At 42.0% G+C, this 8,566-nt stretch carries 12 protein-coding genes, 1 tRNA gene and 1 pseudogene; 8 read left to right on the top strand and 6 right to left on the bottom strand.

The annotated features are described in order from the left end of the window. Positions 1-141, bottom strand: a pseudogene (locus ACE1AT_RS17570) (photosystem II D2 protein (photosystem q(a) protein)); the annotation flags it as partial. Between the two features lie 358 nt (positions 142-499). Here ACE1AT_RS17570 and ACE1AT_RS17565 point away from each other — a divergent pair. From ACE1AT_RS17565 to ACE1AT_RS17530, 8 genes are all read left to right on the top strand, one after another. Further along, entirely contained in the window at positions 500-772 is a 273-nt protein-coding gene (locus ACE1AT_RS17565) for a hypothetical protein (protein ID WP_374870563.1), read from the top strand. A gap of 16 nt (positions 773-788) precedes the next feature. After that, the gene (locus ACE1AT_RS17560; RefSeq protein ID WP_374870561.1) at positions 789-1,460 is read left to right on the top strand and encodes an ABC transporter ATP-binding protein; all 672 of its coding nucleotides are present in this window, start codon (positions 789-791) and stop codon (positions 1,458-1,460) included. Positions 1,461-1,701: 241 nt separating this feature from the next. After that, positions 1,702-2,253 carry an NYN domain-containing protein gene (locus ACE1AT_RS17555; protein WP_374870559.1) on the top strand — a complete coding sequence of 184 codons (552 nt, stop codon included), beginning with the start codon at positions 1,702-1,704 and terminating at the stop codon, positions 2,251-2,253. Between the two features lie 179 nt (positions 2,254-2,432). Continuing rightward, positions 2,433-2,504, top strand: a tRNA-Asn gene (locus ACE1AT_RS17550). 24 nt (positions 2,505-2,528) lie between these two features. After that, entirely contained in the window at positions 2,529-3,746 is a 1,218-nt protein-coding gene (locus ACE1AT_RS17545; protein ID WP_374870557.1) for an aminotransferase class V-fold PLP-dependent enzyme, read from the top strand. A 219-nt stretch (positions 3,747-3,965) separates the two neighbouring features. Next, positions 3,966-4,202 (top strand): hypothetical protein, encoded by a 237-nt coding sequence (locus ACE1AT_RS17540; protein WP_374870555.1) that lies wholly within the window; start codon positions 3,966-3,968, stop codon positions 4,200-4,202. 50 nt (positions 4,203-4,252) lie between these two features. Further along, a complete protein-coding gene (gene aqpZ / locus ACE1AT_RS17535) occupies positions 4,253-5,017 on the top strand; it encodes an aquaporin Z (RefSeq protein ID WP_374870553.1) in 765 nt (254 codons plus the stop codon). Between the two features lie 187 nt (positions 5,018-5,204). Then, the gene (locus ACE1AT_RS17530; protein ID WP_374870567.1) at positions 5,205-5,345 is read left to right on the top strand and encodes a hypothetical protein; all 141 of its coding nucleotides are present in this window, start codon (positions 5,205-5,207) and stop codon (positions 5,343-5,345) included. Here ACE1AT_RS17530 and ACE1AT_RS17525 read toward each other — a convergent pair. The 5 genes from ACE1AT_RS17525 to ACE1AT_RS17505 all read right to left on the bottom strand — a co-directional run bounded on the left by ACE1AT_RS17525 (position 5,342) and on the right by ACE1AT_RS17505 (position 8,445). Further along, positions 5,342-6,181 (bottom strand): M56 family metallopeptidase, encoded by an 840-nt coding sequence (locus tag ACE1AT_RS17525; RefSeq protein ID WP_374870565.1) that lies wholly within the window; start codon positions 6,179-6,181, stop codon positions 5,342-5,344. The two genes, ACE1AT_RS17530 and ACE1AT_RS17525, sit on opposite strands and share 4 nt — an antisense overlap. Further along, positions 6,181-6,600, bottom strand: coding sequence for a BlaI/MecI/CopY family transcriptional regulator (locus ACE1AT_RS17520; protein WP_374870551.1), 420 nt, complete (start codon positions 6,598-6,600; stop codon positions 6,181-6,183). The genes ACE1AT_RS17525 and ACE1AT_RS17520 overlap by 1 nt, the downstream gene beginning before the upstream one ends. A gap of 26 nt (positions 6,601-6,626) precedes the next feature. Further along, positions 6,627-6,812, bottom strand: coding sequence for a hypothetical protein (locus tag ACE1AT_RS17515; protein WP_374870549.1), 186 nt, complete (start codon positions 6,810-6,812; stop codon positions 6,627-6,629). Positions 6,813-6,890: 78 nt separating this feature from the next. Continuing rightward, the gene (locus tag ACE1AT_RS17510; RefSeq protein WP_374870547.1) at positions 6,891-7,850 is read right to left on the bottom strand and encodes an SPFH domain-containing protein; all 960 of its coding nucleotides are present in this window, start codon (positions 7,848-7,850) and stop codon (positions 6,891-6,893) included. 136 nt (positions 7,851-7,986) lie between these two features. Beyond that, complete coding sequence (locus ACE1AT_RS17505; RefSeq protein WP_374870545.1) at positions 7,987-8,445, bottom strand: NfeD family protein; 459 nt, start codon at positions 8,443-8,445, stop codon at positions 7,987-7,989. Between the last annotated feature and the right edge of the window lie 121 nt (positions 8,446-8,566).

The raw sequence follows: 8,566 nt of genomic DNA, 5'->3' as shown, positions 1-8,566 counted from the left end.
CCATCCACCTAGTGCTAAAAATGCACAGGGGAACAGCAATAAACCAGACCATCCTACGAATACGAAGCGATCGCGCTTCAACCAGTCGTCGAGAACGTCAAACCACCCTCTGGTAGTACTACGTCCAATTGCGATGGTCATTAGAGAAAATCTCCAAACTTTATAAGTACAAGGTTTTTAACTTTCTGTATTATAGACTGCCATTTTTTGGCTGACTATAGACAGAATATAAACTAGATTGTCAATCTAGTTTACAAATTTTTACTCTCTCTAATCATATTAAGTGTTCTTCGCTAATTTTTCCAGGGGTTTTTTAACTTAACTTAATCTTTGAAAATATAAATGTTAAATCAAAATCGCAATTAAATTTATATTTTCCATCAAGCATGTTCCTCACAATTCCCCTGCGTGATGCACCCCACCCTGTAAGAGAAATGGGGAATTCCGCCGATTCAGTTAACGTTAGAATTAGACCTAAAGTTAAATTAGTTAAAGCTAAATGTTCACCATCGATTTGACCGTAAGAAACACTCCCTTCCCGATTTCGGTACAGCGTAAGACAGTTGAAGATGCAGAAGCTGTTTATCAGCTAATTTTAGCCGCAATGAGTTCTGGTAAGCCTGAGATTGTAGAACTCAAGTGTGAAGGTAAAACAGAGAAAAAAATCGCTGTGCGTGCTAGTGAAATCTCTGGAGTACAGGTAACACAGAAAGACAGTGCAACCACCGCTAGTGGTAGACCACCTGGTTTCTTCGCCCTGACATCTGAATAAATAGATGACTTAAAAAATGCCGGAACTAGGTATTAAGGTAAAAGACTTAAACTTCAGCTGGCCTTCTGGAGAGAAAGTAATTAAATCTTGCTCTATTGAAGTACCCAAGGGAGAATTTTGGATGCTCTTGGGTACAAATGGCAGTGGTAAATCAACATTGCTCAGACTGCTAGCGGGATTACTAGCACCCCAATCTGGTGAGATTGGGGTTTTGCATCCGGTGGGTTTTGTTTTCCAAAATCCCGACCATCAATTAGTAATGCCTACTGTTGGTGCTGATATCGCTTTTGGGCTAGTGGAAGAGAAATTACCATTACCTGACATTAGAACCAGAGTCGAGGAAGCATTAGCAGCAGTCAATTTGTTAGGACTGCAACGACGTCCTATCTATGCTTTGAGTGGAGGACAAAAACAGCGAGTAGCCATAGCAGGTGCTTTAGCCCGTCACTGTGCAGTCTTACTATTAGATGAACCTACTGCCTTACTCGATCCAGATAGTCAACTAGAATTAGTGGCTAGTGTCCGCAAACTAGTCAAAACTAGAGGTATCACAGCCCTATGGGTTACTCATCGCTTAGATGAATTAAATTACTGTGACGGGGCTTTTTTGCTAGAACAGGGCTGCTTGATAGACCAAGGAGAAGCTCAACGCCTCAAACAGCGTCTGATGCAGTTGCACACAGATTAGGGATTGGGGATCGGGGATCGGGTATTGGGCTAAACAAGTCAAAAGTCAAAAGTCAAAAGTCAAAAAGTTCTTAATTTTGAATTTTGAATTGATATGTCCCCCTTGTCCCCGATCCCCGATCCCTTTTTTGTAAAGCTATTACGTTTTTTGAGTTTGTAACATAGTGTTACAAGAGATGATTGAATTACTATAAAAGTTATGAATGAATTTTGTTAACTCTATATAATTGTGATTCAAAACCATGTCCCGTTCCTTACCCCAAGCCGTTTTTTTAGTAGACGGCTACAACATTATAGGCACTTGGTCTTGTCTGAAAAGAACCCGTGATCAAGCTGGATTAGAAGCGGCGCGCTGGGAATTAGTAGAAGCTTTAACAGATTACAGCGCATTTCAAGGCTATGAAACGCAAATAGTGTTTGATGCCCACTATCAAAATAGTAGTAGTAACAAAGAAGTTATTACAGACCTTGTGTCTGTCTATTATACCGACTTCGGTCAAACAGCAGACACATATATAGAAAAAGCTTGTGCGTCTCTGCGTCCTGCCATAGCTCAATCTTTAATTTCTCGCGTGATTGTTGCCACATCAGACCGTGTCCAACAACTGATGGTACAAGGGTATGGGGCAGAATGGTTATCAGCACAGCAGTTATGTTATGAAGTAAAAGCCACAGTTTGTCGGGTACAGCACAGGTCTCAACCACGCAAAAAATCTAATGGTAGATTCCTAGCTAACTCTATTGATGCTAAAGCAAGACAGCGTCTAGCTGAACTGCGAATGGGATTGAAGTAAATAATTAACACGAAATTGAGCCTAAAGCGTCTCTCTGACTGGGGTCTGAGTGGACTCGATTATTGGCAAAATAGTCGATTCAGGTTGCTAGTCAACACACTCACAAAATTTTTGGAAAAATTTTTCCAAAAGTACTTGCTATTCCTAGAACTTGGTATTACTATTATTAATCGTGACGTTCCTCAGTAGCTCAGTGGTAGAGCGGTCGGCTGTTAACCGATTGGTCGCAGGTTCGAATCCCGCCTGGGGAGTTTAAAAAGAGTAAAAGGTGAAGAATGAAGGATAAAGAAAGTGTTTCAGACTTCAACCTTCAATCTTCACCCTTTAAGAATTTATGGTCGCTTGATCCAAAGGTAACTTTTCTCAACCACGGATCGTTTGGTGCTTGCCCGATCGCAGTCTTATCATTTCAGCAACAGTTGCGATCGCAACTTGAACAGGAACCACTACGATTTTTCACAAGAGAATGGGAAGTACTTCTGGATGGGGCTAAAAGCAAACTAGCGGCGTTTGTGGGTGCTGATGTCGAGGATTTGGTATTTGTCCCCAATGCAACTACTGGCGTCAATGCGGTATTGCGTTCCCTAATTTTTCATCCCGGAGACGAAATAATCACAACTAACCACGAGTACAACGCCTGTCGTAATGCACTTGATTTTATCGCCAGTCGCACAGGGGCGCAGATAGTAGTTGCTCAAATTCCTTTTGGACTCGATTCGCCTCAGCAAATTGTAGAAGCAGTCATCGAGCGAGTTTCACCTCAAACAAGATTAGCATTACTAGATCATGTCACCAGTCAAACAGCATTAATCTTTCCCCTACAGCAGTTGGTGCAACAATTGCAAGCAAGGGGTGTGGACACACTTGTAGATGGCGCTCATGCACCAGGTATGTTACCTCTAAATTTGCGAGAAATTGGCGCGACTTATTACACGGGAAATTGCCATAAATGGCTGTGTGCGCCCAAGGGAGCAGCATTTTTGTATGTGCAACGAGATAAACAACCAGAAATTCGTCCTTTGACAATTAGCCACGGTGCAAACTCACCACGCACAGATAAAAGTCGCTTTCAATTGGAATTTGATTGGATGGGGACAGATGACCCCACAGCATATATGTGCGTACCAGAAGCGATCGCATTTTTGGGTTCCCTGTTACCTGGTGGTTGGGATGAATTGAGACAGCGCAATCATCAATTAGCATTGCAAGCCAGACAGCTACTTTGTCAAACACTCCAAGTTTTGCCACCTTGTCCCGAAGAGATGATTGGCTCAATGGCTGTTGTACCCATACCTACCGCTTTGTCAAACCGCAATTTTTTATCCATACGTGATGAGTTATTTGATCGGTTTGGTATTCAGGTGCAGATAGTACCTTGGCAAGAAACACCAAAGTTACTGGTGAGGATTTCCGCGCAGATTTACAACACGATTGAGGAGTATGAGTATTTGGGGAAAGCGCTGAGAGAATTAATTACTGAGAGTGGTGGTTAGTACTCTGTCACATCAACAATGCTTGGTAAAGCAACTTGGACAACTCGGTTAAACCTCTTTGCTTTGTGTTCTTTGTGTCCTTTGTGGTTCAATAAAGAATTTTTGGCGTTGCTGAATCAAGATATGAATTTATAATTCACGGGTATGTAGAGACGTAGCAATGCTACGTCTCTACAAGGATTTCGTATCGAACGACAAATATGTACACAAACACAGGATGTGCTACCTGTTCTCTGCCTAGATGATTTTCAGATACTTTTGGAACGTCTCCAGGAATTTGATAACAATTTTTATAACAGTTTGCGATCGCTCATGGATGACAGCGCTTTGATGCTGGTGGTAGCTTCCCGTAAAAAACTGGGGACTTATGCTGCTGAGAAAGGGTTGACTTCTCCGTTTTTTAATGTCGGTCATCATAAAGAAATTAAAACAAACTCATCAATATTAGGATGCTGACTGATAATATTCTTTCATTCAAGCATTTACCGTGTTACCAGTTAAAAAATATGTCACTTGTAAAACGTTGTTTAGCTGAGTTTATCGGTACATTTTGGCTGGTTTTTGGTGGTTGTGGCAGTGCAGTATTAGCAGCTGCATTCACAGCCGATGGCGCAAAAATAGCTGATAGTACAAAATTTCCTTTAGGTATCGGGTTAGTAGGGGTTTCTCTAGCTTTTGGTTTGACAGTTTTGACAATGGCTTATGCTATCGGTCATATTTCTGGCTGTCACCTCAACCCTGCTGTTTCTCTTGGTTTGTGGGCTGCTAAACGCTTTCCTGCTTCAGAATTATTTGTTTACATTGGTTCCCAAGTCTTCGGTGCCATTCTAGCTGCTGGTATTCTCTATTTGATTGCTAGTGGTAAACCAGGATTTGATGTGATTGGTAGTGGTTTAGCAGCCAATGGCTATGGAGAACACTCTCCCGGAAATTATTCGCTGGTGGCTTGTTTTCTGGCTGAACTAGTTCTCACCTTTATGTTTTTGGTGATTATTCTGGGTGCTACTGATCGCCGTGCGCCGCAAGGATTTGCACCAATTGCGATCGGTTTGGCATTAACCCTAATTCATTTAATTAGCATTCCTATTACCAATACATCAGTAAATCCTGCACGTAGTCTTGGCCCAGCAGTTTTTGTTGGTGGTTGGGCGATTCAACAGTTATGGCTATTCTGGATAGCGCCCCTTTTGGGAGGATTGTTAGCTGGATTCTTCTACTCACAAGTACTAGAAGAACCTGCACCAGAAAGACAATTGTCGGAAGTAGCTTAACTTAAATTAATTAATTTTGATGCGATCGTTCAAAGTTTAAAACCAGGCATAACCCTGGTTTTATTTTTAGAGCGATATTCTGGCGAAACTAAATACTCTATAAAACTCATACTTTTACTACTTTAGTTAGTAGATATATCAGTCTTATGGATTTTGCGATACTTGGAGTTTTTGCGTTTACTAAGTAATAGAAGAAATTAAAGATGTCAAAAGAGCATTTATGGAGGCGGATGGCGGTATTAGTGTCATCCGCCAAAAATCCCAAACTAATTCTATGCCTAAGCCAGATGAGCAAGAAGTTAGCACTAAAGTGCCTACTACGAACTAGGAATGGAAGATGACTGTAATTAAGGGCAGTAATGCCAAGAGGAAACTAGTCCAATATATTAAGTGAAATTTTGATGTGGGTTCTGGTTTCGCTAACAAAGCTTCTATTCTTTGTTCTAAACGATCAACGCTACTAGCTGCTAGGGCTGCACAGCAGATATCTGAGGTTATAGGTGGTGTACTGATGACTAATACCAATGATTCCGCTAGAAGCAAGGGATCTACTTGTGATGCGGCGTGAGCATCGGCACGTAATTCGCGTAAAACTAACAGTTCTTGCCACAAAGCGTCTGTATTTGGCAACCAAGCTGTACAGCTACGCACCCAACCCAGCCAGAAAAACCAGAATGTATCTCGGTAATGGTAATGGCCTTGTTCGTGTGCTAAGACTGTCTCTAAATGTGCAGGCGACAAAGTTTGCAGCAATCCTTGGCTAAGGACAAGTTCCGGTTGCCAAAAACCAATTTGTCCTGCAAATAATGCTGCTGTTTTGAGTAGTCGCACTTGTCTACCTGCAAGGTTCACAATCGGACAGTCACGTGTAGATTTTACTGATCGCCATCCTTGCCATGCTTTCTTTATGCATATACCTGCAAAAAAAGCAAGTAATATTAATGCTAATACGTAGCTAAAGCAACCAGTTTGCAAACCAAACATTCTGCCCTGGGGACCCATATACAGCAAAGCGATCGCTGTCATGATGATCAGCAAGGGGGGAAAAAGAAAGAAAAATAGGGATCTTTGCCATTGTTTATTCCAATGATCTGAGCATTCAACCCAAGAGTATCTAATTCCCCAAGAAATACCCAAAGCGATCAAAATCATTAGTACATGCATCATTTTTCCTCCCTCGCTTGGCGTGCAGATTGAATGCGTTTGGCGATCGCTTGTATTTTCTCACTAGCTGCTTCATCTAAACTATCGGCAAAAGCAGCAACAACATCAGGATTTCCTACCGCTAAAAATCGCTGTAATTGTTCGTGGGCTTTAATGACTGCGGCTTGCTGTTTTGTCAGCAATGGCCGCCAATAAAATGCCCGTCCTTTTTTATCGCAGACAAGCCAACCTTTGTCAGTGAGGCGACGCAGCACGGTAGTTACAGAAGTATAAGCTAGTTCTCGGTTAGGATCAGCCAGAATGCGATCGTGTACATCTTTGACTGTCACGGAACCAAGTTCCCAGACGATATTCAAGATTTCTGCTTCTAACGGGCCTAAAGATAACTGTTTGGGGTGATACTCAGGTAAAGGAGCCATATTGATTTCGTTAGTGATTGGGGGTGTCAAGCCTTTGAAATTGGTGTTCCCAACAAAAAACTAGCATGTCTACGACCTGAATCACCAACAAGACAATGTACTTGTCTTGGTGTCTTGGTGTCTTGGTGAGTCCACTTGCCGTCTTGGCGGTTCCCGTCACGTTCGCGTAGCGTCCCGGAGGGAACTTGGCAAGGTGGCGAACCCGTAGACACGAAGTGGCTTCTCGTAGAGTAGGGTGGTTCAATTAAGATTTATTTTTCACCACCAAGACACTAAGACACTAAGTTACCTTAGAATGAATCTTTCGGTGCATCTGAAATAATGGAGCGTATACCCTCTAGGGTGGCAGGAATCGTGCGAGGATCTATAAACATAACTTTGCTACTGTCGCTCTTACCAATAGTTGTACCCATATCTAAATAACCCAAGGCAAGCAGAACTTCTAAAGCTTTGGGGGCTATAGAGTTGGTTTCAAGTTTTTGAGCAATCATTTCTGTAGATTCTGCGATCGCCTGAGCTTTGAGAACTTGTTGCTGGCGTTCGGCTTGGGCTTTGAGAATCAGGGCTTTTTGTTGAGCTTCTGCTTCCAAAATCACTGCTTTTTGACGGGCTTCAGCTTCTAGAACTTGTGCTTCTGCTTTACCTCTAGCGCTATTAATAGCAGATTCTCGCTCACCTTCAGAAGTTAAAATTGCTGCTCTTTTGCGCCGTTCCGCCGACATTTGCAATTCCATCGACTGCTGCACTTCTTGAGATGGAAGAATGTCCCTTAATTCCACCCGCGTTACCTTTACTCCCCAAGGATCGGTAGCAATATCTAAATCTTGCAATAAAAGTTCATTTACTTCTGAACGGGCGGTAAAGGTTTGATCTAGTTCCAATTTGCCCATTTCGGCACGAATTTGTGTCATCACCAAATTCACCATGGCAGCTTGGAGATTTTCTACTTTGTAGTAAGCTTTCTCCATATCAACGATACGCCAATAAAACACTGCATCAACGGTAATCTTGACGTTATCACGAGTAATACATTGTTGCGGGGGAATATCTAAAACTCTTTCCCGAATGGTTCCCCGGAAGACAATTCTATCCACGAAAGGAACAACAAAGTTTAATCCTGGTTGTAACTTTTTGTTGTAGCTACCTAAGCGTTCTACTAAAGCTTCATTACCCTGGTTGACTACTTTCACAGAGCTTGCTACTACTGAACCACCTAAAACTAAACTTATTATAAAAAGTAAAGGTTCCATTATTTATCTCCTAATAAATAAATCAGTGAGCAGTTATTCAGTTATCAAATTCTATTACTCACTATTCACTGATTCCTAACTACCAACTACTGTACGGGTGCAAGGCCTTGCGCTCCTATTAACCACCAACCATAAACTATTGAACTGAGGAATATTCTGGCATAACAATCAGGGTTGTACCTTCGCGCCTGACTACGTAAACTTTTTGATGCGGTGCGATCGCTAAATGCTCATCGTAACACTGCGCGCGCCAAGAATTGCCTTCGTATAATACTCGTCCGGCTTTCCCGACTGGGATCTCTGTTAAAGTTTCAGCAGTAGTTGCATCCTGAATTTTTGACTTACTTCCCACTGGTGTCATTAAACGACGACACAGCCAAATTAGCAGTACAGAAAGCAAGATCCAAACCACCAATTGTAGCCATAACTTGACTAAAATAACTGGGGATAGCAGCGCCACCACCAAAGCGCTAATTCCCATCATCAAAGCTACAAAAGCTGTTGGCAAAAACAGTTCCATTAAGCACAAACCTGCTCCTACCAGCAGCCAAATAAGAGTAGAACTTGACAACCACATTGCGGTAGAAATTGGCATAGCGCCATCCTAAACACGACATTTACGTAAACACATTTCTGTGATTATATACAGCAATACACTTGCTATTTATAAACATTGAGAGCTAGTGGGATATCGCAAAAGTTTTGATAGGTTCGTA

The organism is Pelatocladus sp. BLCC-F211, from assembly GCF_041928655.1.
Lineage (GTDB): Bacteria > Cyanobacteriota > Cyanobacteriia > Cyanobacteriales > Nostocaceae > Pelatocladus.
Note: the sequence above shows the minus strand (reverse complement) of the source record. Positions and strands in the feature narration are given on the sequence as shown.